Origin of the sequence: Natronorubrum amylolyticum, assembly GCF_052040145.1 — an archaeon.
In the GTDB taxonomy this organism is placed as follows: Archaea; Halobacteriota; Halobacteria; order Halobacteriales; family Natrialbaceae; genus Natronorubrum.
On the sequence record NZ_JBPPFW010000003.1, the window covers coordinates 215,771 to 239,815 of the forward strand.

The 24,045-nt window shown below is 64.9% G+C and carries 25 protein-coding genes; 12 read left to right on the forward strand and 13 right to left on the reverse strand.

From position 1 onward, the window contains the following. Positions 1 to 57: 57 nt before the first annotated feature. The gene (locus ACSFDB_RS12435) at positions 58 to 729 is read left to right on the forward strand and encodes a helix-turn-helix domain-containing protein (RefSeq protein ID WP_440771307.1); all 672 of its coding nucleotides are present in this window, start codon (positions 58 to 60) and stop codon (positions 727 to 729) included. A 104-nt stretch (positions 730 to 833) separates the two neighbouring features. Here ACSFDB_RS12435 and ACSFDB_RS12440 read toward each other — a convergent pair whose 3' ends face one another. Continuing rightward, the gene (locus ACSFDB_RS12440) at positions 834 to 1,937 is read right to left on the reverse strand and encodes a M24 family metallopeptidase (protein ID WP_440771308.1); all 1,104 of its coding nucleotides are present in this window, start codon (positions 1,935 to 1,937) and stop codon (positions 834 to 836) included. Positions 1,938 to 2,118: 181 nt separating this feature from the next. On the opposite strand from ACSFDB_RS12440, the gene ACSFDB_RS12445 reads away from it, so the two are divergent. Further along, the gene (locus ACSFDB_RS12445; protein ID WP_440771309.1) at positions 2,119 to 2,994 is read left to right on the forward strand and encodes a COX15/CtaA family protein; all 876 of its coding nucleotides are present in this window, start codon (positions 2,119 to 2,121) and stop codon (positions 2,992 to 2,994) included. A gap of 48 nt (positions 2,995 to 3,042) precedes the next feature. Here the strand turns inward: ACSFDB_RS12445 and ACSFDB_RS12450 are convergent, their stop codons facing one another. Beyond that, complete coding sequence (locus ACSFDB_RS12450) at positions 3,043 to 3,534, reverse strand: metal-dependent hydrolase (RefSeq protein ID WP_440771310.1); 492 nt, start codon at positions 3,532 to 3,534, stop codon at positions 3,043 to 3,045. A 106-nt stretch (positions 3,535 to 3,640) separates the two neighbouring features. Here ACSFDB_RS12450 and ACSFDB_RS12455 point away from each other — a divergent pair, with 106 nt between their 5' ends. From ACSFDB_RS12455 to ACSFDB_RS12465, 3 genes are all read left to right on the forward strand, one after another. Next, positions 3,641 to 4,063, forward strand: a complete 423-nt coding sequence (locus ACSFDB_RS12455; RefSeq protein ID WP_440771311.1) for a CopG family ribbon-helix-helix protein — start codon at positions 3,641 to 3,643, stop codon at positions 4,061 to 4,063. A gap of 314 nt (positions 4,064 to 4,377) precedes the next feature. Then, positions 4,378 to 5,088: a helix-turn-helix domain-containing protein gene (locus ACSFDB_RS12460; RefSeq protein ID WP_440771312.1), complete on the forward strand. Its 711-nt coding sequence runs from the start codon at positions 4,378 to 4,380 to the stop codon at positions 5,086 to 5,088. 98 nt (positions 5,089 to 5,186) lie between these two features. Continuing rightward, positions 5,187 to 5,819 (forward strand): uracil-DNA glycosylase family protein, encoded by a 633-nt coding sequence (locus tag ACSFDB_RS12465; RefSeq protein WP_440771313.1) that lies wholly within the window; start codon positions 5,187 to 5,189, stop codon positions 5,817 to 5,819. Position 5,820: 1 nt separating this feature from the next. On the opposite strand, the gene ACSFDB_RS12470 is transcribed toward ACSFDB_RS12465, so the two are convergent. The 3 genes from ACSFDB_RS12470 to ACSFDB_RS12480 form a co-directional block, all read right to left on the reverse strand. Next, entirely contained in the window at positions 5,821 to 7,170 is a 1,350-nt protein-coding gene (locus tag ACSFDB_RS12470; RefSeq protein WP_440771314.1) for a J domain-containing protein, read from the reverse strand. Positions 7,171 to 7,308: 138 nt separating this feature from the next. Next, a complete protein-coding gene (locus ACSFDB_RS12475; RefSeq protein WP_440771315.1) occupies positions 7,309 to 8,721 on the reverse strand; it encodes a DNA polymerase Y family protein in 1,413 nt (470 codons plus the stop codon). Between the two features lie 81 nt (positions 8,722 to 8,802). Further along, on the reverse strand, positions 8,803 to 9,087 hold the full coding sequence (locus ACSFDB_RS12480; RefSeq protein WP_440771316.1) for a HalOD1 output domain-containing protein: 285 nt from the start codon (positions 9,085 to 9,087) through the stop codon (positions 8,803 to 8,805). A gap of 140 nt (positions 9,088 to 9,227) precedes the next feature. Here ACSFDB_RS12480 and ACSFDB_RS12485 point away from each other — a divergent pair, with 140 nt between their 5' ends. Further along, complete coding sequence (locus ACSFDB_RS12485) at positions 9,228 to 9,644, forward strand: DUF5518 domain-containing protein (protein ID WP_440771317.1); 417 nt, start codon at positions 9,228 to 9,230, stop codon at positions 9,642 to 9,644. A 135-nt stretch (positions 9,645 to 9,779) separates the two neighbouring features. On the opposite strand, the gene ACSFDB_RS12490 is transcribed toward ACSFDB_RS12485, so the two are convergent. The 6 genes from ACSFDB_RS12490 to ACSFDB_RS12515 form a co-directional block, all read right to left on the reverse strand. Next, positions 9,780 to 10,652 carry an alpha/beta fold hydrolase gene (locus tag ACSFDB_RS12490; RefSeq protein WP_440771318.1) on the reverse strand — a complete coding sequence of 291 codons (873 nt, stop codon included), beginning with the start codon at positions 10,650 to 10,652 and terminating at the stop codon, positions 9,780 to 9,782. A 126-nt stretch (positions 10,653 to 10,778) separates the two neighbouring features. Next, complete coding sequence (locus ACSFDB_RS12495; RefSeq protein WP_440771319.1) at positions 10,779 to 11,108, reverse strand: transcription factor S; 330 nt, start codon at positions 11,106 to 11,108, stop codon at positions 10,779 to 10,781. Between the two features lie 53 nt (positions 11,109 to 11,161). Next, positions 11,162 to 11,641 (reverse strand): DUF8135 domain-containing protein, encoded by a 480-nt coding sequence (locus tag ACSFDB_RS12500; protein WP_440771320.1) that lies wholly within the window; start codon positions 11,639 to 11,641, stop codon positions 11,162 to 11,164. Next, positions 11,638 to 12,516 carry a hypothetical protein gene (locus ACSFDB_RS12505; protein WP_440771321.1) on the reverse strand — a complete coding sequence of 293 codons (879 nt, stop codon included), beginning with the start codon at positions 12,514 to 12,516 and terminating at the stop codon, positions 11,638 to 11,640. The genes ACSFDB_RS12500 and ACSFDB_RS12505 overlap by 4 nt, the downstream gene beginning before the upstream one ends. A 141-nt stretch (positions 12,517 to 12,657) precedes the next feature. After that, positions 12,658 to 13,494 carry an RAD55 family ATPase gene (locus ACSFDB_RS12510; protein WP_440771322.1) on the reverse strand — a complete coding sequence of 279 codons (837 nt, stop codon included), beginning with the start codon at positions 13,492 to 13,494 and terminating at the stop codon, positions 12,658 to 12,660. Positions 13,495 to 13,769: 275 nt separating this feature from the next. Next, positions 13,770 to 14,750, reverse strand: a complete 981-nt coding sequence (locus ACSFDB_RS12515; RefSeq protein ID WP_440771323.1) for a beta-ribofuranosylaminobenzene 5'-phosphate synthase family protein — start codon at positions 14,748 to 14,750, stop codon at positions 13,770 to 13,772. A gap of 152 nt (positions 14,751 to 14,902) precedes the next feature. Here ACSFDB_RS12515 and ACSFDB_RS12520 point away from each other — a divergent pair, with 152 nt between their 5' ends. From ACSFDB_RS12520 to ACSFDB_RS12530, 3 genes are all read left to right on the forward strand, one after another. Further along, a complete protein-coding gene (locus ACSFDB_RS12520) occupies positions 14,903 to 15,607 on the forward strand; it encodes a glycosyltransferase (protein WP_440771324.1) in 705 nt (234 codons plus the stop codon). A 239-nt stretch (positions 15,608 to 15,846) separates the two neighbouring features. After that, the gene (locus ACSFDB_RS12525) at positions 15,847 to 16,377 is read left to right on the forward strand and encodes a hypothetical protein (protein ID WP_440771325.1); all 531 of its coding nucleotides are present in this window, start codon (positions 15,847 to 15,849) and stop codon (positions 16,375 to 16,377) included. A gap of 451 nt (positions 16,378 to 16,828) precedes the next feature. Continuing rightward, on the forward strand, positions 16,829 to 17,452 hold the full coding sequence (locus tag ACSFDB_RS12530; protein ID WP_440771326.1) for a molybdenum cofactor guanylyltransferase: 624 nt from the start codon (positions 16,829 to 16,831) through the stop codon (positions 17,450 to 17,452). A gap of 561 nt (positions 17,453 to 18,013) precedes the next feature. Here the strand turns inward: ACSFDB_RS12530 and ilvD are convergent. Continuing rightward, positions 18,014 to 19,750: a dihydroxy-acid dehydratase gene (ilvD, locus tag ACSFDB_RS12535; protein ID WP_440771327.1), complete on the reverse strand. Its 1,737-nt coding sequence runs from the start codon at positions 19,748 to 19,750 to the stop codon at positions 18,014 to 18,016. Positions 19,751 to 20,127: 377 nt separating this feature from the next. On the opposite strand from ilvD, the gene ACSFDB_RS12540 reads away from it, so the two are divergent. Beyond that, positions 20,128 to 20,283 (forward strand): hypothetical protein, encoded by a 156-nt coding sequence (locus ACSFDB_RS12540; protein ID WP_175529358.1) that lies wholly within the window; start codon positions 20,128 to 20,130, stop codon positions 20,281 to 20,283. 155 nt (positions 20,284 to 20,438) lie between these two features. On the opposite strand, the gene ACSFDB_RS12545 is transcribed toward ACSFDB_RS12540, so the two are convergent. After that, positions 20,439 to 21,647 carry a YncE family protein gene (locus ACSFDB_RS12545; RefSeq protein WP_440771328.1) on the reverse strand — a complete coding sequence of 403 codons (1,209 nt, stop codon included), beginning with the start codon at positions 21,645 to 21,647 and terminating at the stop codon, positions 20,439 to 20,441. Positions 21,648 to 21,986: 339 nt separating this feature from the next. Between ACSFDB_RS12545 and ACSFDB_RS12550 the strand changes: the two genes are divergently transcribed. Continuing rightward, positions 21,987 to 23,270 carry a DUF7350 domain-containing protein gene (locus tag ACSFDB_RS12550; RefSeq protein WP_440771329.1) on the forward strand — a complete coding sequence of 428 codons (1,284 nt, stop codon included), beginning with the start codon at positions 21,987 to 21,989 and terminating at the stop codon, positions 23,268 to 23,270. Between the two features lie 2 nt (positions 23,271 to 23,272). Then, positions 23,273 to 23,980 carry a cohesin domain-containing protein gene (locus tag ACSFDB_RS12555; protein WP_440771330.1) on the forward strand — a complete coding sequence of 236 codons (708 nt, stop codon included), beginning with the start codon at positions 23,273 to 23,275 and terminating at the stop codon, positions 23,978 to 23,980. Positions 23,981 to 24,045 lie beyond the last annotated feature (65 nt).

Genomic DNA, 24,045 nt, shown 5'->3' on the forward strand with positions numbered 1-24,045 from the left:
TCGATCCCCCGCAAAGGTTTACTTCCGTGCGAGGCGTTGTCTTCGACGAGACAACAGATGGCTTCAGACGACACTGACGAGCACCGGGTAGACGACGGGAGCGACGAACAGCATCGAGACGAGACTGGCGAGGAGTACGACCTGACGGACGTGGACGTCTTCGTGAACGACGAAAGCGACGGCGACGGCGTTCGAACGGCGGCCGTCGAGGAGGTCGACCAGCGAATCGTCGACCTGCTTTCGTGGATCCTCGACACGGAGACGCGAGCGAAGATCTACGTCCACCTGCTGGCGAACCCCGGCAGCACCTCCGAGGAGGTCGCACAGGGGACCGGGCTCTACCCGAGCACGGTTCGGGAAGCGCTGGCTGAACTCCACGACGAAGACCGCGTGACGCGGGAAAAACGCGCGAGCGAGGGGGCGGGGAACAACCCCTACGAGTACACGGCGATCCAGCCGAGCGAACTCGTCGGCGGCGTCGTCGATCAGGTCCAGCAGGAACTGAACACTATCTTCACCCTCGATCGCGTCCTCGATCGGCACGAGGCGTCGGACGCGGATCTCGAGAGTGACGCCGAACCGGTAACGATCACCGTCGACGACACCGAGTCGCCCGAGATCGGCACACTGGGCGATACTCAAGCCGAAGACGACGAACCGTCGGCGGCGGAGGAGGCGGACGTCGAACTCCTCGAGGACGACGACGAGTCGAGTGCGGACGACGACTAGCCGGACGGCAACACCGCAGTCGAGACGCGATCGCCTCGCGTCACCCCAACGTGCTCTCTGTCGTCTCCCAGCCTCCACCCCCGTTTTGACCACCGATCAGCTGCTTACTCCTCGAGCCCCAGCACCGCCGGCCGCTCGAGTTCCAGTTCGTCGTCGACGGCCCGTGCGGTCGTCGTCGGCCAGCGCTCCGTCGACGTCAGCGGCTCGATCTCGTCCTCGGTGACGAGGACGGTTCCCTCGCTCTTTGCGCCCTGCACGGTCGGGTTCCACGCGTAGGCCATCGGTGCCGTGACGTCGGCCTCGTGGTCGGGCGTCGCGATCCACTCTCGGCCCGCGAATCCCGCCGCACCGCCCTGGTGGTGGTGCTCCCACTCGCCGTCGTAGCCGAGCGCGTCGTAGGCGTGCTGAATCGCCTCGAAGACGTCTCCGGCCGTCCCGCCCTCGGTCGCTGCCGCCTGCGTCGCCGCGAGCGCGGTCGTCTCGACGCGGGCCGCGACGGCGTGTCGGTCCTCGAGCCACGACGGCGGATCGAAGGCGACGGTGCGGGTACAGCTTGCGTGCAGACCGGCCCGTTCTGTCGTCACCGAGACCAGCGCGTAGTCCCCGAGTTCGGCCTCGGTGGGCGTGTAGTGGCGGTACTGCTGGGCGCGCTCGCTCCCGCCGACGAGGACGACGGGGGCTTCGATGTCGCGCGCCGAGAGGGCAACCCGCAGCGCCGACGCGACCTCGTGTTCGCTGTCGTCGGCGCGGAGCTCCCGACAGACCGACTCGACGGCCGACGCCGTCTGTCCGCTTAGCTGTCGGTACCGCTCGATATCGTGCTCGGTCAGCGGCTGTCGAAGCGACGTCGAATCGACGCGCTCGAGCCCCGGCACGTCGATATCGGCAGCCGCACGCTCGTCGTCTGCGACGCGGGCTGCGATGGCCTCGCCGAGCGAGAAGGCGTGCCAGGAGAATTGCTCGAAGGAGACGTCTTCGGCCTCGAGATCCGGAATCTCCTCCGCCCGAATCCGATCCGCTTCGATGTTGTTCGTCACGATTCGGATGTCCGATCCGTCGTAGCCGACGGCGGCGACGCCGGCGTCCGTCTCGCGGTCGACGACGTTGTTTCCGCCCGTCAGCCAGGCGAACGAGTTCGGTCGGGCGAACCAGATCGAATCGAGGTCCGCCGAGTCGAGGTAGCGCTCGAGTCGCGCTCGCTTGCTCATACCGGGTGCTGGTGCGGGCGACGTTTGAATGCGACGAACGCGACGTCGTCGGTCCCGGCGAGTGTCCGACAGGGAGGCGAGGAAACCGCCGACGTGACCGCCCCAGTCGGCCGATTCCAGCGAACTAAGAACGACTCGGGCAACCTAAGTATAGCTGGTCCTAACCCCCGTCTGAACGCCCGTGTCGACCGATAGCCACACGTCCCGTCCGGTAGTTCGCCCGCTGATCGAACGGTTCGGCTTTCCCCAGCTACTCGCGACGACGCTCGTGCTGGTCGCCGCGACGATCCTGCTCGGCGTCGCCGCGAAGGCGACCGGTTCGGGGCTGGCCTGCGAGCAAAACTGGCCGCTCTGTGACGCCGGGCCGTACAACGCGTTCCCGGCGAATCTGCCGAGTTTCTACGAGTGGTTCCACCGGTTCGTCGCCATGTTCGCCGGGATCGCGATCATCGGGACCGCGGCCGCGGCCTGGCGACTCCCCGACGTCGACCGCCGCGTCGCCGTACTCGTGGTTATGGGCGCAATCTTAACGCCGATTCAGGTCGTCCTCGGCCGCGAAACCGTCACGCAGTACACGATGGACATCCTCCAGTTGCACTTCTGGACCGCCGTCCTCATCTTCGTCCTCTTCGTCGTGGCGACGGTGCTCGTCTGGGCGCCGCGACTGACGGCGAACCACGTCACCGGTGCGCTCGCGCTCGGTGCCCTGTCGCTTCCGTTCCACGTCGCCCTCAGCCCGTTCGCCCTCGGCGACATCACGTCCTACGGCCCGTCGCTGCAGATGGCACAGTACGCCGTCACGCTCGCGCTGCTGGCGACCGTTATCGTCGCCCTCATGGTCGGTCGCCGCCGGTTGCAGAGCGGACGGCTGACCGCGGTGCTGGGCGCCACGACGGTCCTCGCGTTCGTCGTCGCCTTCCTCGCCCGCGAGGCCGTCAACCCGGCGTTTGACGCCCTCTATCTCACCGGCGTTGGGGTGCTCCTCGCCGCGTTCGTCGTCAGCATCTATCTGAGTCGGACTGCGGCAGCCGAGGCTCGCGACGACCACGCGCAGTAGTCTCTCGCCGACTCGTTTTCGGACCGTTGCGGAAAGTCAGCCTCTCGCTCAGCCGAGCGTGGCGACGATGATCGTCGCGACGACACCCACGCCGGCACCGATCCCCAACAGGACGTAGTTCGCGACCGGGTTCGCCGCTTTCGTCACGGAGAGCGTGTAGTGTCGCTTCGAGACGGGCCAAAACGGACGGATCCCCATCGGCGTGAGCGCGTCGGCGAGGAGGTGCGAGACGATCGAGAGGCTGCCGACGACGAACGCGAAGGCGACGAAGCCGACCTCGGCGAGCGGCGAGGAGGCGCCGACGAGCGCTGCGGTAACGGCGGCGAGTCCGACCCCGACGAACAGCGCGAATCCCACCGAGTGGGTCGGACCGCGGTGTTCGATCCCCGGAATCCGGTGGTCGCAGTCGGGCAGCGTCGAGAGGGCAACGCAGGCGAGCGCGCCGACGATCGCGGCCGTCTCGTGACCCGCGAGACCGACGACGGTCCCGAGGGGTGCGTAGACGAGCAACGCGGCCCCGTAGTGGCCGAGCTGATACATTGTTCAACGGGAGTCGCTTCTGGCCAATAAACACACCGTGATCGGCCGGTCCAGTTGGACATCGGCGACCGCTGAACCTTTTTCGCCGCCGCACGTACGACCGCGTATGCGAACCAGCCTCAACGTTCCCGAGGAGATGCTGGCCGAGTTCGACCGGACCTGGCAGGCGGAAGGTCTGGACTCCCGCTCGCGTGCGCTTCGTGAGGCGATCCAGGAGTACGTCGAGTCTCATCACCAGTTAGAACAGGCCCGCGGAACGGTCGCCGCGACGGTCGTCTTCGACTACGTCCACGAGGCGATCATCGAGGACCTCCACGAGATTCAACACGAGTTCCAGTCCGAAATCGATACGACCTGTCACGTCCACCACGGCGAGTGGTGTCTCGAGGCCGTCTTCTGTCACGGCTCGGCCGAACGCATCCGCTCGCTCGTCTACCATTTGAAGGACTTCGACGCCGTCGGGCGCGTCTCGGTGACGCTGTTGCGCGCGGAGTCGACGGCCACGAGCGAGGATGCCGACGGTCGATGACGTCTGAGCGGTTCCCGTCCTCGGACGACGTCGGAACCTTATCGCTGAACGACAGGACCTGACAGCTCTCGAATCCGCTCCCGCCCGACGGAATCGGCGTCAGGTCCCGTACCGAGATACGGACCCGTATTTAAACTACTTCGATATCCAACCGGCCAATTCTTGTAAGCTCCTGTGGATGTTCCACCGAACGACTCCTCCATGTCCTGTGACAGTCGGAAATTATCAACGATTCGTTCGCCCCAGTCGAACCGACGTTCGCGACTGAATTGCCACGGCCCCCGCGACCCACCGCTCGAGAGGGCACGGGTGGAATGAGCATCATCGCGACAATCGCCGTTCCGGCGGCGGAGTTCCCGCTCGGCGCACTCGCCGATATCGACGAGGACGTGACGCTGACCGTCGAGACGACGGTTCCCACGAGCGAATCGATCGTCCCGTACTTCTGGGCGCCCGCGTCCGCCGGGGACGCAATCATCGATTCGATCGAGGACGAACCGGCCGTTTCGACCGCCGCGATCGTCGACGAGACCGACGACCACGTCCTCGTCAAGGTCACCTGGAACGATCGCGTCAACGGCGTTCTCGAGTCGATTCGCGAGCGTGACGCGATCGTCACGAGCGCCGTCGGCACCGACGCGCAGTGGACGTTTCGACTTCGATTTCCGTCCTACGAGGATCTCTCCGCGTTCTACACGAACTGCGTCGATCAGGGGATCTCGATGGAACTCGTCCAACTCCACGAGACGGTCAGTCCTGGCTCCACACGTCAGTTCGGGCTGACGACGGCCCAACGGGAGTTGATCGCCGCTGCCTACCGCGCGGGCTACTTCGACGTGCCGCGTCGGACGACGCTCGTCGAACTGGGCGAACGGCTCGAGGTCTCCGATTCGGCGGTCTCACAGCGACTCCGGCGCGGGCTCGCGGCGTTGATCGATTCGACGGTTCTCGCAGAGCAGTCAGGAGGCGGGTCGTCGACCGGGCTCGAGGACGGGTTCGACACCGAGCCCGAGCCGGATCAGTAGCACGCACGGCACACTTGGACGCTTCGATGAGAGGTCCGTCTCCGGCGGTCCGTTCGGTGATCGAGGTGATTATGCTCCTCGACGGCCTTTCCAGTCCCGTGAAGAACGTTACAGAGCGGACGAGCAATCCGTTCGGACTGCGACCGCCGTTCGACCGCACGGGTCCCGACGAACGGACCGCCGTCTTCGGCTACGGCGACGCCAACGCCGACTTCTACCTGATCGGCGACCACCCCGGCGTCCACGGCGGCGCGTCGACCGGCGTGCCGTTCACCGGAACCGAGTCCGGCGACGCGATTCAGGACGTCGCTCGCGAGGTCGGCTTCGCCAGCGGACCCGAAGACCGCCCCGTCCTCGAGAACCTGTTTTGCAGCTACATTCACATGTGCTGTCTCCCCGCCGGCGAGACGCCGAGCGAGGAGGCGTACGCCGACCTCGAGCGCTACTTCGACGCCGAACTGCGGGCGATCAACGCTCATATCCTCCTCCCGGTCGGCGAGCGCGCGACCGATCACGTCCTCCGAGAGTATACGACCCAACGGGACCGTCTCGAACTCGACATGGCCCGGCTCCACGCCCGTGAGATCCGCGGCCGCGGCTTCCTGGTCGTGCCGATCAGGGAGCCGACGGCGTGGGAGGATACGGACCGGGAAGCGATCGTGGCGCGACTCGAGGAGATCCTCGGACGCGATTACCGGCAGACGAAAGGCGTCGCGACGACGGTCGGGTAATTTACCAGCCGAAGCGTTTCCGGATCGTCGCCCGCAGCGGCAGCCCGAGTCCGCCGACGATCGGCAAGAGCACGAACGCGAGGAGATCGATCGCGAGCGTCGCCTCGCCGGCAGCCCCGATTGCGAGTCCGGCGAGCGGAGCCAGCACGGGCAGGACGTAGAGATACGACGGCTTCCAGCCCGGCCCGCGACGGGTGTGGCGGACGATGACGGCAAACAGCATCGGCATCAGGACCGCCCCGGCCAGCAGCGGCCCGCCAACGAGGACGGTCGACGCGGCTACCGCGAGCGCGAGGACGATCGTCTCGTCGATCGAAATCGGGCCCCACGTCTCGGCGTCTCGGGCCGCTCGAGCCCCGAGCAGGGCGACCAGCGTCAGGGCGACGACGCCGGCTAATGCGGCCTCCCAGAGCGGTCCCTCGAGCGGCGGCGCGACGAGTTCGAACCCCGCGAGATAGCCGACGGTCGACTCGACGCCGTGACGGCCGCTCGAGAGGACGTCCCAAATCGCACCGGGATCGGCGCCGACGGCGCTCAGTTCGGCCGAAAGTCCCTCGAGTGCGGCGTCGTTTACGAGCGCAAAATCGGCGACGCCGGCGAGGTAGACAAACAGGGAGGTCCAGATCAGTGGCAGCGAAAAGTTTTGGCGACGCCACCAGCGGACGGCTGCGTTGTCGCCGAATCGGCTGGTTTCAGCGCCGGATCGGCCCCCAGTTCGGCTCCCCGTACTCGCGTGACTCGTCCCACCGTCGGTCGAACCGCTGGTTCGGTTCGTCCCGCTCGAACTGCTGGTATCGGCCCCGGCTCTGGCCCCGGTTCCGGTTCCGGTCGCCCCACCTGCCGCAGTGCTCGATGCCGTCGCCTTCGAGGACGAAGCCGTTGTGGATGAGGAGGACGCCCCCGCAGTCGTTCCCGTCGCCGTTGCGCCGGCGGCGGACGACGCCGTTGCCTTCGTCTTCGATGTCGATCTCGATCTCGAGGAACCGGCGTCGCTCGAGGCGCTCGCGTCGTCGGAGTAGGTGAACGTCTTTCCCGACTCCTCGTCGGTCGCGTCCTCGTCGGCCGAACTGCTCGTGTTCTTGTCGGAACTCTTCCAGACGTCCGGCGAGGGGAGGCCGCTGGTTCGCTTCGCGACGTAGTCCTCGTGGCCGAGGCGGTCGTAGGCCTGTCGCTCGACGGAGTCGCCGAGGATGTCGTAGGCCTTCTTGACCGCCGTAAACTGGGCTCGGGCTCGCTCGTCGTCGTTATGGTCGGGGTGGTAGACGCGGACCTGCTCGCGATAGGCGTCCTTGATCTCGTCCTGGGAGGCGTCGGACGGGATCTCGAGAAGGTCGTAGAAATCCTCAGTCATGTGAAAGTAAGCGTGTCTGCTATGAGTTGTGAGTGGAGGGATATAATTACGCCGTTCTGTACAGTAGCTTCGACTCGTCGCTCGAGTGAGTTTACTATTGTGGCCGTTGACGGGTTCGATACGGGGCGTCGAACGACCTCACGAGAAATCACCGAGCGAGGCCTGCCCCTCGGCGTGGGTCGTCGAATCACGACCGTCCGTCGCTGACGCCGTTTCGTCGGCCGCCGAATCGCTCTCTTCGTCGCTCGAATTCGTCTCATCGCCGGTCGAACCCGTCTCGTCGCCGACTCCGGCGTCGTTACCGGCCGCCAGTCCGCCGTCTGCGGCGTTAGTCTCGGCCGTGCCGTCACCGTCAGCCCGTTGCCCGTTCGCCTGCCCTTCCCAGCCGTCGAGACTGGCCTGATCGGCCGCGGCGAACTCGAGGTTGGCGACGCGAACGCCGACCTTGCGGACGGCCTCGCTCTCGAACTCGGTGAACAGGTCGCGGGCGATACGGTCGACGAGCTCCGGATCGTCGATCGGTCCCGGCAAGGACCGCTCGCGCGTGTTGACGTCGTACGGCGGGGTGACGGCCTTGACCCCGACGGTCCGGTAGAGCGCGCCCTCTCGCTGGGCACGGTCGGCGACGGCCGCGGCGAGCGTTTCGATCTGCTCGTACTTCGGCTTCGGCTTCTCGACCGGTTCCGCGAACGCGGACTCCCGGGAGAAGCTCTTCGGCTCGCCTTTCGGTTCGACCCGGCGGTCGTCGTCGCCGCGTGCGCGATCATACAGTTCTCGACCGCGCTCGCCGAAGCGTTCGACCAGCGGCCCCGGGTCGGTCGTGGCGACGTCGCCCGCGGTCTCGAGCCCCATCTCCCGAAGCGCCCGCGCGGTCACGGGACCGACGCCGTGGAGCAGGTCGACCTCGAGCGGGGCGAGGAACTCTCGCACCTCGCCGGGTCGGACGACGGTCAGGCCGTCGGGCTTGTCGAAGTCGCTGGCGATTTTGGCCGCGCTCATCGTGGGTGCGACGCCGACGCTGACGGTGACGCCGACCTCCCGGCGGATGCGGTCCGTGATATGGCGAGCGAAGCCGTCCGCGACCTCCCAAGCCGTGCGGTCGGTGACGTCGAGGTAGGCCTCGTCGATGCTCACCTCTCGGACGGTGTCGGAACAGTCGTGCAGAATCTCTCGTACCGCTCCGGCGACCGACTCGTAGTAGTCCATGTCGACGGGCCGGTAGTGGCCGGTCTCCTCGGGTTCGAGGTCGGGGTCGTAATCCTCGGCGTCTTCGTCGAGGGCTGTGCGTCGAGGGAGCCGCTCGAGCGCGCTCGAGATCGCTTGGGCGCTCTCGACGCCGAACTCGCGGGCCTCGTAGCTCGCGGTGGCGACGGCGCCGATGGTGTCGCCGGGTTCGTACCCCATGCCGACGACGACGGGTTCGCCCCGCAGTTCGGGCTCGCGAAGTCGCTCGCAGGAGGCGTAGAAGCAGTCCGCATCGACGTGACAGACGATTCGGTCCTCGCCGTCGTCGTCCGTTTCGATGCCCGGTAGTCGCGGCCCGTCGGTCATTCGTCTACTGATCGGTTCGCGCGAATCGTTGTGAACGTTGTGTCCGACGGCACCTCGAAGTCGGACGCGGCGCGACCGCCGCTACTCGACCTCTATGAGGCCCGTCTGGTAGACCGTGATGCGATAGCCCTCGTACGTGAACGTGATCTCTACGTTCGCCCCCGAAGCCGGCGGGTTCGAGGCGAACTCGCCGAGGAGGTCGTTCACCGTCGAGTACAGCGGGGGCAACTCGAGCGTCTCGACGCCCTCGAGGTCGGCGATAATTTCCACGACGGCTCGAGTCGGGGTGGTGGTTTCGGGGTCGAACTCACGTTTGTCCGCACAGTCGTCTGAATCGCCCGCTATACCCTGACAGGCGAGGCTCAACTATAACAAGTTGTGTCAGACATATTTTATGAAACGTGAAATTCTTGAGAGCGGGTTACTATCAGCGTGAAACATACCGCCGATTCCGTTCTCGTCTCGATAAAGACAACTATTTTACTGGTTGGGCGAGAGTTCGTGCTATGGGCTCCGACACCGCCGATACGCCGCCATCCGTCGACCCCTACGGTACCGATTCGAACAGGTCCGACCCCGCGTCGGGGTTCGGCACTCCGCTCAATGCCGTGATCGGCGGCGCCGCCGGCATCGTGCTCTCGTTCGTCCCTGGTTCGACGCTGCTCGGCGGCGGAATCGCCGGCTACCTCGAGGGCGGCGAGCCGGCCGACGGGCTGCGAGTCGGTGCGCTCGCCGGGCTCGTCATGCTCGTCCCGTTCGTCTTCTTCGGCTTTCTCGCATCGATTTTCTTCCTCGGCGTCAGCGGTTCGGCACCGGGAATGGGCGTGATGCTCGTCGTCTTCCTGGTGTTCGGCGCGCTCTACACCGTCGGGTTGAGCGTCGTCGGCGCGGTGCTCGGCATCTACGTGAAAAACGAGCTCTGACAGGGGTCCGTGACGAACTCCGTCAGTTCTGACCGAAACGGGAGGCTCCTCCCATCGACGCTGTCGGAGCGGGATCCGAACTCGGCTGTCCTATCGCGTCGAGACGATCCCGACGGCGTCCAGATCTCGAGTCCGTTACGACCGAGCCGGTTCCGTCGTCGCGGCGAAGAATCGCCCAACCTCGTCGGCGACGGCTTCGGGTTCGTGGATGGGGCCCATGTGTCCGGTGCCGTCGACCTCGCGAACCTGGGTGGGAGCCGCGTGTTCCTCGATGTAGTTGACGCCGTCGATGAACCAGGGGTCCGGGATCGATCGGGTTCCGTGCAGGAGCAAGAACGGGGCCGAAATCTCGGCGAGCGTCGACGGATCGGTCGGATTGGTCCCTTCGTTCTCCCCCAACTCCTGTACCTCCTGCAGGAAAATCGGGACGTTCGGCGCACAGCCTTCCACGAAGCCAACCTCCTCCGCAACGACCAGTTCGTCCTCGGTAGCGACCCACTCGAGGAAGGTTCGGGCTGCATCGACCGGGCGGTCCTCGGCGATCAACTCGCCCATACGCGTAATTCGCTCCGTGAACCGTCCGAACTCGTCTTCGCTCAGCACCTCCAACACGGCCGGCTCGTAGGTGACGAGCGCGGAGACTGCATCGGTGCGCGCCGCCGCACCGAGCGCCATCCGGCCGCCCTGAGACCACCCGAGCAGGCCCACGGGCTCACCGATGCTCTCGACGAACGCCGTTACGTCCCGTATCCGACGCTCGGTCGAGACGTCAGCGCTGTGGTCGCTCAGTCCCCTGCTTCGCACGCTCATGGCGTAGCACGTGAACCGATCGGCGAGAAACGGTACCAGCGGATCCCAGACGAACTCGCCGTCGCCCATGGCGCCCGGCACGAGGACCACGGGTGGACCCCGCCCGTGTACGCGCCCGGCTAGCTCGGTGCCGTCGTCCGAGACGGCTCGGTGAATGGTCGTTATCTCGTCCGCATCCGGTGATGTTTCGTCGTCCATCGTATCGCTCACCCACGCTCCGATAAGCGAAACGGTAGCATAGAGGCATCCGATGACGAGTTCGCACGGAGTGACCGGCGTGCACCGTCCGCCGATGGCGACGAAACACAGCGCGGGCGACCGAATTCAGTTGTAGCCGCGCCAGCGCTTCCCGCACTCAGTGCACTTGAAGAATCGTGTCGGCGGCTCGTCGGCAGAGGACGTCTGCTTGAGGGTGTACCACGCCTCCTGATTGCCGCAGTCGTCACAGATCACGTCCGTCGCCTTCGGCTTCCCCTCGAAGTTGGCGTTCTCGTCCGACTCGATCACCTCGTCGTCCGTCTGGGACTCCGTCGAGACGAACTCGCTCTCGAGATCGCGGTCCCGTTCGCTCGAGGCGCCACAGTCGTCGTTCGTACAGACCATGTGGTCGCCGTCGGCTTTCATCATCGAGCCGCAGTCGTCGCAGAACTGCATAGCCGCCCGTAACGGGTCGAGGCGCAAAAGGATACTGACCGCCGCCGTCGACCTCAGTAGCCGCGCTCGAGTCGCTCGTCCTCGAGCGCCACGGGACAGTCGGCGATCCGGAACGTCTCGAAGGCGGTCATCTCGAGGATGTCGGTCCCCTCGCGAGTGCACGCGACGGCCGGCGGCGCCGAGAAGTGTTCGCACTGGTGGCAATAACTTCCGCTATCGAGGTCACGGATCTCCCGGTCGTCGGAGCAGGTGGTGGGTCCGTCGGGATCGCTCTCGAGTTCGGTCCAGAGCCGATCGGCGTCGATCCCGGTGACGTCCTCGCGATCGAATAAATCGTCGAAGTCGGAATCGGAATCGGATGTCGACGGAGACTCCACATCGCCGTCTCGCTCTCGGCTGCGCGCCGTCGAGCGTCGTTCGTCGGCCGCCGTCGCAAGGTCACTAAGTGGGCCGGTTCGCTCGAGCGCGTCCGATTCGACGTCAGTTTCGGTGATATCGGCGGTGTGCTCTCCGGATTCGCCGCGGTCGGTCATCGAGTCGTCCCCTCCGGTTTCGCGTCGGCGACGCCGCTCTGACTCGAGCCGTCGCGCCCGCCATCGGCCGTCGAGTCATCAGTCGCGACGTCCGATTCGACGGCATCGAAGACAGCGGCTGACGAGGTGTTCGGGGGTTCGATCTGTCCTTCGAGCGCGGGCGGATCGCCCGTCTCGAGCGCGTGCGAGCCGAAAAACGAGGTGTTCTCGACGACGTCCGTAATCCCGCGTGTACAGTGAGGGCACGCGGCTTCGGTCAGGAGCGAGAGATCGACTCGCTCGTCACAGGCGTCACAGACGGCTGTTCGAATTCCCAGCTGATTCGCCGCACGCTTGAGTCGGTCGGCCTCCGCTCGTCGTCGCGCGCGCTGTGCGGCGGCGTCGCGTTGCTCCCGGAGGTCGACGACGGCGGTCGCCAGCAGCGTCGCGTGCTCCTCGAGCGTCTCGGTCTCCGCGAACAGGTGCTCGAGGACGGTTTCGAAGTTCGCGAAGCCGTCGTCGACGGTCGACTCGAGTTCCTCGAGCGCCGAGCGGAGGGTCGCGAGGTCGTCGTCGGTCGCGTAGTCGGCGTGGGCGTGGTCGGCCGGCGCTTTCGCGTCGGTCTCGCGTTTGACCTGGACGACGCGACCACGGACGTCCTCGAGGAGTTCACGGAACTCCTCGCGTTGGGTCTCGAGTTCGGAGTGGAGATCCGTGACGTCCTCGAGATCGGTTTGACTGAACTCGTCGTCGGATGCGATGGCGTGGGACGCGGCCACCAGTTGACGGCAGACGTCGTCGGGCGTCTGTCCGCGTCGGTCGGCCGCTCGAGCGAGCCAGTCGTTCACCTCGCCGGGGACCCCGAATGAGACGCGGCTGTCGTTCTCGCTCGACATGATATGTGATACTGGGTCGAGACGGGCATAAGGGTTGGTTCGGACTCACCGCTCGATACGCGCCCGAGCGGGCGTCTCTGACGCGTTCTCGAGATCGATACGCCGCGAATCGGAGTCGACACCCTGTAGCTGGCAGTCGGCCTACCGGATCTTTCGGACGTTACTGATGTCGAACCCGCTGTCGCGGATCTCAGTTTCGAAGCGGACGATGTCCTCGTCCTCGAGTCGCGAGAGGACTCCGCGGAACTGTTCGACGACGAGCGTGCGTGCCCGTTCGGACCCGCCGCTCTCCCACTCGAAGGAGAGCGTGCCGTCGGTCGCTTCCTTCAGGCGTCCGTACTCGGTCGGCTCGAGTACGTCCGTGTTGACTACCAGTAAGATGACGCCGCCCCAGCGGTGGGCCGCGCGCTTGAGCCCCTTGAGGAGGACGGTCAGGTCCGCCCAGCCGAACTGTTCGTCCGCGGCCGCGACGAGGTCGGAGACGGAATCGATCACGACGAGGTTGTCCGCCGCGTGCTCGGTCAGGTAATCCCCGATCGTCTCTAGGACGTCGCGTCGATCGGTCCGATCCCCGAGATCGGTGATGTCGCTCGTCCGATCGGCGTACCACGCCGTGGGGACGGGCGTCACCTGAAAGTACGCCTCGCCGAGGTCGACGACCGAGACGTCGGCCATGCCGGCGTCGACGAGGTCGTCGTCCAGGACGTACCGCATCTCGTCGACGATCGCGCCGCGTTCGTCGGTGAACGAGACGTAGTGGACGGCGTCGGGCAGCGTGGTCTCCGCCTCGAGGTCGCCGTAGTAGCGCTCGAACCGGTCGGGATCGGCCCTGGCGAGGCCGTTCATTGCCGTGGCCGTGTAACAGAACTCGCGTGCGCCGGCTCCGGCCTCGCCCGCGAGCAAGACGACGCTGCCGGCGGGAACACCGCCGCCGATCATCCGATCGAGCCGCGAGACGCCGAACGGAAGCCGTTTCATAGGATCTGATTTGCTCGAGTCCGCTTACCTGTTGTGGCAGCTACGGTGGTCGTGAGTCGCCGCTACCGATTCGGTGAACACACACTGGCTCCGGTAATTTCCATACCGTCCCCAACCGATTTTTCGCTTCCTGATAGTCGCTCGTTCAACCACAGGAAGACGCTTTGTGTCTTCCATGCAGTCGCTCGTATCCCTTTCGACGACCCCGCGCGATTCCGGGCTGCAGTTCGCTGTTCGCTCACCACGGCCCAGTGCGCGCCACCGGTGTGTGAGTGTCAATCGCCGTCAATCCGAACTCGAGCTCCGCTCGAGGCCGCTTCGGTCAGAATAACCCGTCCGTCGAGTCCGTGATCGTCCAGCGCGTCTCGAGCCGCCGATTCGGCCTCGTCGGCGTGCGTGCGGTCCGTCACGCCGTAGACGACGGGCCCCCACGACGACTGGCCGACGCCCGTACAGACCGGACACTCCTCGAGCGTCTCCACGAGCGTCCCGGCGGGCGGTCGGAAGACGCCACCCTGGGCGTCGGCGTACCACGCGCCGTTCTTTCGCCCGATTTCGGCGATGGCTTCGCCGAAGGGCTCGAGCCGCCCTTCCGCGGCGGCGGGCAGCAGTTTCCGGGTGACGACGCCGGCGATCTCGTCGGCGACGGCTGGATCGGCGCGCTCGACGACGGAACGCATGCTCGCGTCCTCGTCGTCGCCGCTGCGACCGGGCTCGGCCTCGGGGACGACGACGAGGAATCGCCACTCGTCGGGAATTTCGTGTCTGGCGACGACGGGCGGGACAGTCCAGTCGCCTTCGGCCGGCGGCTCGGTCGTAAACCGGTTCGTCGGGTGGCCGGCGTCGACGACGAAGCCGCCGCCCTCGAACGTGCCGACGCCGACGCCGCTGCGGCCGCCGCGTCCCATGGCGGGGGCTCGTTCGCGGATCTCCGGCTCGAGTCCGTGTGCCCGCGCCGTCGCGGCGAGCACCGACAGGGCGAGCTGGGTCCCGCTCCCGAGTCCGACGTGGCGCGGGAGCCGTTCCTCGAGCGTGACCGCGACTCCGGAGACGTCGAGGACGTCGACGGCTCGAGCGGCGTACTCGGAGGCCAGCGGGTCGTCGCTCTCGACCCCGGACGCGGGTTCGGCCGCGACCGTCACACGGGGCTCCTCGAGGCCGACGCCGATGCCGCCGTAGAGTCGTCGCCGGGCGAGCGAGAGGTTCTGAAAGCCGACGTGGAGTCGCGCCCCTGCGGTGACGGTCGCGGTCGTCATACGCTGCGATAGGGAGGCCCCCGGGAAGGGGATTTCGACGCTGGCAACGACTGTGGACGTCTCGAACGCGGCGGACCACACATCGTCGAACCATCTGCTCACAAACCGCGGAGACGCAGCGACTATACTGCTCGCGGCGACAGTCACCGTCGATGGACACCGCGTCGGTCGTCGTCCCCGCCCGCGAGGAGGTCGCGCGTCTCGAGCGAACGCTCGACTCGCTCGCGAAACAGGTCTTCGACGGCGAACTCGAGGTCGTCGTGGTCGCCAGCGGCTCGGCGACGCTGGCAGCCGCCCGCGAGCATTCGGTTACCGACCGCGTGCTCGTCGACGAGTGGGAAAACGGGCCGGGAGCCGCTCGAAACCGGGGTGCCGAGGCGGCCACCGGTGAACTCCTCCTCTTTACCGACGCCGACACGGTCGTTCCCCCGGCGTGGGTTCGATGCCACCGACGCCACTACGCGACGCCTTCGGTCGTCGGCGTCGGCGGGCCGCTTCGTCCCATCACCGGCGCGGTTCGACACCGACTGCTGTTTCGGCTCCTCTCGGACTGGTGGTACCGCCTCAGTTGGCCCCTCGGCTTCGTCCAGCAACCCGGCTGTAACTGCAGCGTTCGTCGCTCGGCGTTCGAGGCGGTCGGCGGCTTCGACGAGTCGCTGCCATTTCTCGAGGACACCGATCTCTCGCTACGACTGCGCGACGAGGGAGTGGTCGTCTACGATCACACCTGCCCGGTCGAGACCTCGGCCCGTCGCCAGCGCGAGGAGGGGTATCTCCCGCTCTTTCTCGCGTATTTCGTAGGGTATCTCGAGTACGCGATCCCCGGACGCTCGCCGTCTCGAGCGCACTTTCGGTAACAGTAGACAGTAGTACGGTTTCTTTATTTAGAAGTATCCGCGAAACTCGCGTTCAGTACAGGGCAAGCAGTTGCCGGAACGGTGATCAAACTCTCTGATAGCTGTCAAACTCTGCCTACTGCATACAGAGTATCCATCCATCACGGAACGCTCGTTGAGTCTCGTTCATCGAAAATAGACCAATCATAGCTTCGGGCAGACATTAAAAGATATATATAATATTGTCAGTTATTGAGACTATGAATCGTCGCGCTCTCCTCACTGGAGCAGTCCTTCCGGTCGTCGGCGCTGGATGCCTTAAGTTCGATAGGTTTCCTTGGGAAGAACCCGATATCAAAGATACGGAGCGCGACGATCTTCCCGAGGATATGAGAGGGCAGGGACAAGCCGAGCCACTGACTATCAGTGCCGAACGTAGCCCGGAGGAGTTGGAAACTATCTCCTTTTCTGGGGAAACCCTCTGCTGTTTTGAGGCTGGGTCTGCTGCTCTCAATCATGTAGAGTCGCAGCTTGACACCTCTATCGAGTCTACGAGGGTGGAGGTTTCGGGGAAGGACTGCTCTCATGGGGCAATGATCATGATGTACGTTGTATTTTCGTTCGAGGAGGGGAAATTACTAACAAAGCCGAACGTAGATTTCGAGGACGTGGTCGAAGCTACACCGGATTCTGTACGAATGTCACTGTCTATCGACGGCGAAATCTATGACTGTGAAGAGGAAATAACGGTAGTTCAACGTAGGGTTATGAGTCGCGAACCGATAGTGTAACTGTAAACTGCTTTTCAACAGACAACGGTATGCTACGAGCAGTTTCTCTGCTGATTGATACAGGTCGTACCACATTCGCGCTGTGGATTCAGAACGGCTCTCTCAACACCTCTATTAGCTGATAGAAAAGACGGCGTTCGGTTTGCAGACGTAGGTACCGAATCATCTAATTCGGTTCCAACCGCATTTCCGAATAACGAAACCCTGTTATCAACTACTGCTAACCGGTCGCGAACTCGAATCCTCATTTCGCGACAGTCGACAGCCGGCTACAGTAGCCACTGGAAGTCAGTGGACACCCGATCGCACGACGGCTATGCGATCTGTGTGTAAACAGTTCCAGTTGTTACGATAGTTCCGTCGCGGTGTATTCCCGACGGCGCGATCGGACTCCCAGTCGGCTGGGAACGTCGCTGTGTCTTTATACGATCGTGATTCGTACCGACCGGACGTGACGCGCAACGGCTCACTCGGCGGCGTCGTCCTCGCGGGCGGCTACTCCACGCGCTTCGGCGAGAGCGACAAGGCCGTCGCCGACCTCGCCGGGACGCCGATGATCCGTCGCGTCGTCGACCGGCTCGCGACGGTGACCGACGACTGCGTGGTCAACTGTCGAACGGACCAACTCGAGCCGATCCGAGACGCGCTCTCGGATAGCGACGTCGACCTTCGCTACGCAACTGACCCGGTCCCCGACCGCGGCCCGCTTTCGGGGATGCAGGTCGGTCTCGAGGCGCTCGACTGCGAGTACGCGGCCGTCGTCGCCTGCGACATGCCGTTCGTCGACCCGACGCTGCTCGAGGTTCTTTACGACCGCGCTCTCGGACGCGACGGGGCCGTCGTCCGACTCGCGGACGGCTGGTTGCAACCTATGCAGGCCGTCTACCGCGCCGAGACGATGGCTCGCGTCTGCGAGGAGCGTCTGTCGACCGGGGACGGCCGAGTGATGGCCGCACTCGAGCGACTCGACGTCGCGACGGTGGCCGAAGCCGACCTCGAGGGCGTCTCCGACCGAACGTTCGACAGCATCGACACGCAGGCGGCGCTACGGGACGCGACGCGCCGGCTCGAGTAATCGCGTCGACGGTGTCCTCCTTGTTGAGAAGACACCCCTTGATGGACCGAACCTGGAACTGTGACGGCTGATTTAGCACGCACCCGAAGGTAATGAATTTGATAATTCAGTATGATTATACTCTTCCGAGAACTCTATTCTGTTATGCGATACGTTACACACACGTCGAAAGTGATTGCAGGCGCCGTACTCGCGTATCTACTGTACGCCTGGGCGACGCATCCAGAGCTCTCCACTCGCGAAGCCGGGATCGGGTACGCACTGGTCGTCGGGTGTCTATTTCTTGGCGTTCACGGGCTGTTTACGGGGTTTGAGGCTGCGATTTCAGCTGTTGACGAACGCCGATTCGAACAGTAAGTGCCGCCGATAGTGGATTACGCTTCAGTCCTGTTTTGCACCGAAATTCGTCACCGCACCAGTTCCACCTTTTTCTCCAGATATTTCCGATTTCTGGCGGGCTCGCGAGAGCCTCGCTCCCGCGAACGTGGGTGAAAAAGCTGCCATCTCACTACGTTCGGTGCCAGTGAGACCGCGCCTTTGGCGCGATATGCGTCGGTTCGTTCACTCCTGCTTCGCGCCGGGGTTCGTCACCGCACCGTTGGCTGCCGAGTCGAACGTCTGGCCGTACTTCGCCAGCACGCCGCTCGTGTAGTTCGGTTCGGGCGGGTCGCGGGCCTCGAGTCGCTGTTCGATCTCCTCGTCGGAGAGATCCACGGAGAGTTCGAGTTCGTCGATATCGATGGTGATCGTGTCGCCGTCCTCGAGCGCCGCGATGGGACCGCCGGCGGCGGCCTCGGGTGCGACGTGACCGATCGAGAAGCCGCGGGTGGCGCCGGAGAACCGACCATCAGTGAACAGGGCGACGTCTTCGGCGTGGCCCTGCCCGGCGACGGCCGAGGTGACGCCGAGCATCTCGCGCATGCCGGGGCCGCCCTGCGGACCCTCGTTGCGGATGCCGATCACGTCGCCGGTCTCGACGTTGCCCTCCTGAACGTACGCCATCGCCTTCTCCTCCTGCTCGAAGATGCGGACGGGTCCCTCGTGACGGAGGTGGTCCTCGCCGGTGATCTTGATGACGGCACCGTCGGGCGCGAGGTTCCCCGTGAGGATTCGGATGGCTCCGCGCTCGTTGATCGGGTCGTCGACGGTGTAGAGGAAGTCGGTGTCGAGCTCCTCGATCCGCGGCGGATCGACGCGCTCGAGGGCTTCGGCCATCGTTTCGCCGGTGACGGTCAGCGCGTCGCCGTGGAGCAGGTCCGCCTCCAGCAGCTCTCGCAAGACGACCGGAACGCCGCCGACCTCGTGGAGGTCGTTCATCACGCGCGCGCCGCTGGGCTGGAGTTTGGCGATCTTCGGCGTGCGAGCGCTGACTTCGTTGAAGTCTTCGATATCGAGCTCGACGCCGGCCTCGGCGGCCATCGCCAGCAGGTGGAGGACGGCGTTGGTCGAGCCGCCGATGGCCACCTGAAGCGCGATGGCGTTCTCGAAGGACTTTCGCGAGAGGAAGTCGGAGGGCTTTCGCTGTTCGTGAACAGCTTCGACGGCGAGTTCGCCGCTCTCGCGGGCGACCTCGTAGCGCTGCTCGTCTTCTGCGGGCGGCGACGAGGAACCGAGCGGCGCGAAGCCGATCGTTTCCGAGATGGAGGCCATCGTGTTGGCGGTGAACATCCCGCCACAGGAGCCGGCGCCGGGACAGGCGTTGTGCTCCATCTCGTCGAGTTCCTCCTCGGACATTTCGCCGTCGGCGACGGCGCCCACGCCCTCGAAGACGTTCTGAACGGTGATCTCGCGACCCTCGTGCTCGCCGGGCATGATGGAGCCGCCGTAGAGGAAGACGCTCGGGAGATCGGTGCGGATGGCAGCCATCATCATCCCGGGCATGTTCTTGTCGCAGCCGCCGATGGTGACGAGCCCGTCCATGCGCTCGCCGAATGCGACCAGTTCGACGGAGTCGGCGATCACTTCTCGAGAGATGAGCGAGGCTTTCATCCCTTCGGTCCCCATCGAGATGGCGTCGGAGATGGTGATCGTCCCGAACTCGATCGGCATCCCGTCGGCCGCATCGACGGCGTCGTAAGCCGATTGGGCCACGTCGTCTAAGTGGACGTTACAGGGCGTGATGTCGGCGGCCGGGTTCGCGACGCCGATCATCGGCGAGGCGAGGTCATCGTCGTCGTACCCCATCGCGCGGAACATCGCTCGGTGGGGTGCCCGGTCGGTCCCCTCCGTGACCTCCTTGCTCGGTAGCTCCTCGGGTTTGCCCTCCGCGGGCGATCGCTGTTCGGGCTGTTGGCTCATACCGAGGGATTGCCTTCTCGGCGCTTAAAGGCCCCGGATACGGACACCAGCCCCAGCAAAGTGCGATCGAACGTATTCGGGTGCTGGACGTAGCGATACGGTAACGACGGGGTATCGTCCCAACTGAAACGGGCCACATGCCGATCGCACAGTTGTCGTGTGACCAGGTGTGAAGCGACTTTCAGTGGCTGCTTACCCCGCCCGATCAGCGATAAGTTATCAGTTATAAATACATTTGCTACGTCTGTTATGTGCCCCCTCACAGATTGTAACTCGTTTCCACCCGTGACTTTCCGTCGCAGGCGAGTGCATGGACCGTCGCTTTCCTGCACGATGCTTTCAACCCTCTATCGTCGACTGGTACGTAAGAGCGACAGATGCACAAATACTGTCTCGAGTGTGACTGGCACGCGAGTACGGAAGACGGATGTACGCCCGAGGAGGTCTCGAAACGCGCGATCGATCACTTCGTGGAGACGGGACACGCCGTCGACTCGATCAGGCTCCCGCCGCCGGTCGTCATCGAAAACTGAGTCAGCCGCACGTTTTTGCCGGTAGGACGGGTTCTCTCGCTCCTCGCACACACTCGTCGACAATCTGTAACGCATCTGGAGAGGCGACTCGAGTCGAGGATTGTGAATCCGGCCGAAGAAATCGGTAGCGACCGCGTCCGTCGGCGATCGGTTCGTTACTCGCCGCCGGGGAACTGCTCGAGCTCCGAGAGCACGAGTTCCTGACTGATCTCGAACTCCTCGTCCTCGAAGTCGGCGTCGATCTCGACGAACTTCTCGTCGCCGATCACGTCGACGAGGATCGTCTCGTCCCCGGGGTTGACGCCCGCGAAGTGCGATCCGGCGCCGGTGTCGAGCTCCTCGACGATCTCGTAGTCGTCGACGCGCACGATCTGGGTGATCCCGCCGCTCGTACTCGGGATCGCGGCGTAGCGGTACTCGGAGTCGAAGTCGACCATGTGCGGGGTCTCCTCCTCGCCCTCGCCGAGGTCGACTTCGTCGGCGATCTCGAGGTCGCCGTCGCCGGCCGGCTCGAGAACGTACAGCGTCGCGGTACCCTGGTCGACGGCCCACAGTTCGTAGTCGTCGTCGCTGTCGCCGGGGACGAGACCGATTCCGTGGAAGTCGCTGGCGTCGTTGCCTTCATCGGGCTGGAACGTGTGGAGGTGTTCGCGGCTCTCGACGTCGATCACGGAGACGCCGGGTTCGTCGCCCTGAATGGCGTGGGGGCCGGACTGCGGGTCCGGGCCACGCGTCGTGACGTAGGCGTACTGTCCGTCCGGGGAGATGGTAAGAATGTCCGGCGACGTGCCGACGTAGTCGATCTCTTCGATGATCTCGTCGGTTTCGGGATCGACGATGAAGCCGTCGTCGGTGTCGCGGTTGACCATCCACAGCTCGTCGCCGTCCGGGGTGAACCAGACGCCGTGGGTGTCGTAGCCGTTACTGTCCTCGTTGTGGAGTTCCTCGTGGTTCTCGGTGTCGAAGACCCACCACTCGCCGGCTGGGTCGGTCTCGTCGGTGTCGGCGACACCGCCGTTGAGGTACATCTTGTTCTCTTCGGGGTGAGCGATGGTTCCGCAGTTGGCCGGAACGTCCGGGAACTCCTCCGCGATTTCGAAGTTCTCGACGTCGAAGACCAACAGGCCGGCATCGCCGTAGCCGGGACCGAGGGTCACGTAGGCGTACTGCCCGTCCTGCGTGTAGTCGTGGCAGACTGGACTGGCGCTGGCAAACGCCGCCTCGGTTCCGTTCCCATCGTCGTCGCCGTTCCCATCGTCATCGTCACCGTTGTCGTCGTCGCCTCCCAGACAGCCTGCGAGTGCGACCCCACCAACGACTGTACTCGTCTGCAGAAATCGGCGTCGAGTTTTCCGTGCTGTCATGTTCAGTACCTAGCCACTATCAAGTATAACACCTTCGTTCTGAGGGCGTGAAAGTGCCGAATATGGGCATCTCACAGATAGGGGCAACAGTTTCCTCTTGCCAGTATTGTGGTCAATACTGGCCGCTACCGGTGACGGTTATCGGATTCGGATTCACGATCGGTGCTCGAGGACTGGTATCGATTGCGTCGTCGACGCCGCCTCGAGACCGTCGGTTGTCCCTCTCGAGCGGGTGCCGGCGACCCGCCGATGGCGGTCGAGAATTCACGAACGGGATTGCGGTGGTATCGGCAACGATCACGGGATATAAATTCGTTCTCTCCCCACTCTTCGATCAAGATGAAACGTCGACGGGTGCTGTACACTGGTGTCGCGGCCGGCGCGCTGGCCGTCGGGGCCGGCTGTCTCGGCGGCGACGACGACAACGATGACGACGATCCCGACGAGAACGGCGACGACGGCGGATTCGAGGCGTTGCCTCGAGTCGAGGATCCACCGAACGCGACCTATCTGCCGTCCCACCGCGACGGAATGATCGCGCTGGACACCGTAACCGCCGGCGACTTTGCGCTGTCGCCGATGCTGTCGATCCCGCACTTCTTCTGGACCATGCCGGGACCGACGGAAGTCGACCCACCCGCCGACGACGCCGTCCACCTGATGGCCACGGTCTGGGATCCCGAAACCGAAGTTGTCATCCCCGTCGCCGTCGGCTCGACGATCGAACTGACGAAAGACGGCGAGTCCGTCTCCGAACGCTCCCCGTGGACGATGATCTCTCAGGGGATGGGGTTCCACCTCGGCGACAACGTCCCGATCGACGGCAACGGTACGTACACGGCGACGGTCTCCCTCGAGTCGATCTCCGACGTCCGACTGACCGGCGAGCTGGCGGGACGATTCGACGAGGGCGCGACGGCGACGTTCGAGTTCGAGATCACCGACGAGGCGCGCCACGATCTCGTCGATCGAATCGAGTTCTTCGACGAGGACCGCTGGGGTGACCGCGATGCGGTTCCGCCGATGGGCCACGGCGACCACGACGATCACGGGGACCACAACGAAGAGCACGGTGAGGACGGCCACGACGAGGAACACGAGGATCACGAGGACGACGAGCACGAAAACGGTGATCACGACGACCACGATGGACACGCCGACGAGCACGAAAACGGCGAACACGACCACGGCCATCATGACCACGAGATGCCGTACTCGTCGCTTCCGCTGACCGAAGACCTCCCCGGAGAACTCCTCGGCGAGCCGACCCTCGACGACGGCGTCTACGCGACGACGTTGCTGTCCCCGGGGTCGCGGTTCGTCGACGGCGACGAGCGCTACCTCGCCGTCTCACCGCGGACGCCGTACAACCGCTGTGTGCTCTCCCAGCAGTCGCTCTCCGTTGGACTCGAGCGCGAGGGCGAGACGGTCGTCGACGAGGAACTGATCCCGACGCTCGACCACGAACTGAACTTCCACTACGGAATCGCTCTCGAGGACGTCGAGGCGGGCGACGAACTCCATATCGTGGTCGAAAGCCCGCCGCAGGTCTCCCGCCACCAGGGGTACGAGACGGCCTTCCTGTCGACGGGCGAACTGACGCTCGAGATCGAGGACGGCTGACGATGGTCCGGGAAAGACGTTTCCTCGCGGTCGTCCTCGCCGTGGCGCTCTGCGTCAGCGTCGGCGTCGCCGGGCTCGCCGGCACCGCCGGCGCGGGCGATAGTGCGACGATCTTCGAGGTCGAGCCGGAAGACGCGCAGGCACCGCCGGGCGAGACGATCCACGTCGCGATCGTGATGACCAGCGACGGCGGCTACGGCGGCGTCGGCGTCGAGCGGGTCGCCTTCGGCGTCGAGTACGATAGCGACGTGCTGGCGCTCGAGGAGATCACCCGCGGCCCCTGGTTCGAGCAGGACAACGAGACCGAGATCGTCGCCGAAACGGATATCGACGACGAGGAGGGGTACGCATTCATCGATCAGTACCGCGACCCACCCGACGGCGGCTCGACCGGGCAGGATCGGATGGCGACGCTCACGTTTACCGTCGCCGACGACGCCCACGGGGAGACGTCGCCCGTGAACGTCACGGACGTCGAGTCTGAACTGATCAACGACTGGCCGCTCCAGTCGTTCACCCACAACGGAAGCGTCTCCGTCGACGACGATGCCGAGGTCGTCGGCGCATCGCCGCCGGAGCCGGTCGAGGACGACGAAACGGCGGATGGAGACGGTGGGGCGGGCGACGAACCGCTTTCCGGCTTCGGAATCGCGGCTGCGGTCGCAGTCCTCGTCGCGCTCGCGGCAGGCGTCGGCTATCGACGTGCGTGAGGGCTGCTCGCTCGAGGGTATCGTAGAAGCAGTCTTTTGTCGAACGGTCTCGCTGAAACCGGCCG

Coding starts and splice junctions, on each gene's coding strand:
- ACSFDB_RS12510 (WP_440771322.1), bottom strand. CDS start 13,494: ATGAAACGGCTTCCGTTCGGCGTCTCGCGGCTCGATCGGATGATCGGC.
- ACSFDB_RS12450 (WP_440771310.1), bottom strand. CDS start 3,534: ATGTATCAGCTCGGCCACTACGGGGCCGCGTTGCTCGTCTACGCACCC.
- ACSFDB_RS12505 (WP_440771321.1), bottom strand. CDS start 12,516: ATGTCGAGCGAGAACGACAGCCGCGTCTCATTCGGGGTCCCCGGCGAG.
- ACSFDB_RS12475 (WP_440771315.1), bottom strand. CDS start 8,721: ATGACCGACGGGCCGCGACTACCGGGCATCGAAACGGACGACGACGGC.
- ACSFDB_RS12500 (WP_440771320.1), bottom strand. CDS start 11,641: ATGACCGACCGCGGCGAATCCGGAGAGCACACCGCCGATATCACCGAA.
- ACSFDB_RS12470 (WP_440771314.1), bottom strand. CDS start 7,170: ATGACTGAGGATTTCTACGACCTTCTCGAGATCCCGTCCGACGCCTCC.
- ilvD (WP_440771327.1), bottom strand. CDS start 19,750: ATGAGCCAACAGCCCGAACAGCGATCGCCCGCGGAGGGCAAACCCGAG.
- ACSFDB_RS12455 (WP_440771311.1), top strand. CDS start 3,641: ATGCGAACCAGCCTCAACGTTCCCGAGGAGATGCTGGCCGAGTTCGAC.
- ACSFDB_RS12550 (WP_440771329.1), top strand. CDS start 21,987: ATGAAACGTCGACGGGTGCTGTACACTGGTGTCGCGGCCGGCGCGCTG.
- ACSFDB_RS12495 (WP_440771319.1), bottom strand. CDS start 11,108: ATGCAGTTCTGCGACGACTGCGGCTCGATGATGAAAGCCGACGGCGAC.
- ACSFDB_RS12490 (WP_440771318.1), bottom strand. CDS start 10,652: ATGGACGACGAAACATCACCGGATGCGGACGAGATAACGACCATTCAC.
- ACSFDB_RS12555 (WP_440771330.1), top strand. CDS start 23,273: ATGGTCCGGGAAAGACGTTTCCTCGCGGTCGTCCTCGCCGTGGCGCTC.
- ACSFDB_RS12435 (WP_440771307.1), top strand. CDS start 58: ATGGCTTCAGACGACACTGACGAGCACCGGGTAGACGACGGGAGCGAC.
- ACSFDB_RS12545 (WP_440771328.1), bottom strand. CDS start 21,647: ATGACAGCACGGAAAACTCGACGCCGATTTCTGCAGACGAGTACAGTC.
- ACSFDB_RS12525 (WP_440771325.1), top strand. CDS start 15,847: ATGAATCGTCGCGCTCTCCTCACTGGAGCAGTCCTTCCGGTCGTCGGC.
- ACSFDB_RS12440 (WP_440771308.1), bottom strand. CDS start 1,937: ATGAGCAAGCGAGCGCGACTCGAGCGCTACCTCGACTCGGCGGACCTC.
- ACSFDB_RS12540 (WP_175529358.1), top strand. CDS start 20,128: ATGCACAAATACTGTCTCGAGTGTGACTGGCACGCGAGTACGGAAGAC.
- ACSFDB_RS12520 (WP_440771324.1), top strand. CDS start 14,903: ATGGACACCGCGTCGGTCGTCGTCCCCGCCCGCGAGGAGGTCGCGCGT.
- ACSFDB_RS12460 (WP_440771312.1), top strand. CDS start 4,378: ATGAGCATCATCGCGACAATCGCCGTTCCGGCGGCGGAGTTCCCGCTC.
- ACSFDB_RS12485 (WP_440771317.1), top strand. CDS start 9,228: ATGGGCTCCGACACCGCCGATACGCCGCCATCCGTCGACCCCTACGGT.
- ACSFDB_RS12515 (WP_440771323.1), bottom strand. CDS start 14,750: ATGACGACCGCGACCGTCACCGCAGGGGCGCGACTCCACGTCGGCTTT.